This window comes from Planktothrix serta PCC 8927 (assembly GCF_900010725.2).
Classification (GTDB): domain Bacteria; phylum Cyanobacteriota; class Cyanobacteriia; order Cyanobacteriales; family Microcoleaceae; genus Planktothrix; species Planktothrix serta.
Genome location: NZ_LR734945.1, coordinates 1 through 851, shown reverse-complemented (window position 1 = coordinate 851; position 851 = coordinate 1). Strand labels below are relative to the sequence as shown.

The following is an 851-nucleotide window of genomic DNA, read 5'->3' as shown; positions in this document are numbered from 1 at the left end:
CGATAACTATGACCGTGCATCCGTCCACAAGGCCCATCATAATCTTTAATATAATGGGCACTATCAAAGGTAAATTCGGTGGTTAATTTCCATTTCGGCATAAATAAAAAAACTCAACTCAACCTTTAATTCTATTGTGACGCAGGCTGTAACTTTTTATCAATTAAGTTTAGTCTTCACAGATGCCTAATTGAGTCCGACCCGCTAGAATATCTACTCGATCATCGACTCTATTTACTACTATTATACTTTTTCGGTAATATCCATGTTTTTGCAATTGTTCATCGGTAATAATCTGACAGGAAAATAATTTTCCACCCATCGTATAGAGATAGTAAACGTCATTGAGGGCTTGGGGAGATGGATCTTGTACAAAAAAGCTATAAACTCCTTCTTTCCAAGGACAAGCCCCAAGGTATTTTCTTTCTTGTAACGGATCAATTCCTTCTGGAAGTTGCTGGACTTTCGGGTAATTTCCTCCCCGTTGTTTTAATTGTTCAAGATTTTGTATCCAACAAACTTCATAGTCGGTTCTCTGATAGACATCATTTTCACCAAAACGTTGATAAAAACCATTTCCTAAAGCTTGTACTATACTAGGAATGGATAAACTTAATACGGATGTTAAAATCAAGGCTTTTCCGACTTGATCAAGTTTAATGAGTGGCATAGCTATTCCCTCTGATCGAAATTGATAGCATGGTCATCTATTGAGTCAGTGCATTTCTGTTTCTAATTTTAACAAAATCTTCAAGTTATCCTGAAAAAGTTTAGTAGCGATAACTATGACCGTGCATCCGTCCACAAGGCCCATCATAATCTTTAATATAATGGGCACTATCAAAGGTAAA

Annotated in this window: 3 protein-coding genes; all 3 read right to left on the bottom strand. The window is 36.3% G+C overall.

The genetic code is table 11. The features are described 5' to 3' along the window. The coding region (locus PL8927_RS27770; protein WP_197047597.1) for a 6-pyruvoyl trahydropterin synthase family protein at positions 1–101 on the bottom strand (101 nt) is incomplete at its 3' end. Positions 102–169: 68 nt separating this feature from the next. Beyond that, positions 170–670 (bottom strand): hypothetical protein, encoded by a 501-nt coding sequence (locus tag PL8927_RS27765; RefSeq protein ID WP_083627113.1) that lies wholly within the window; start codon positions 668–670, stop codon positions 170–172. 100 nt (positions 671–770) lie between these two features. Then, on the bottom strand, positions 771–851 hold an 81-nt coding region (locus PL8927_RS27760; protein WP_331281869.1), incomplete at its 5' end, for a 6-pyruvoyl trahydropterin synthase family protein.

Excerpts from the sequence above, each read along its gene's own strand:
- PL8927_RS27765 (WP_083627113.1), bottom strand. The coding sequence starts at position 670 with ATGCCACTCATTAAACTTGATCAAGTCGGAAAAGCCTTGATTTTAACA.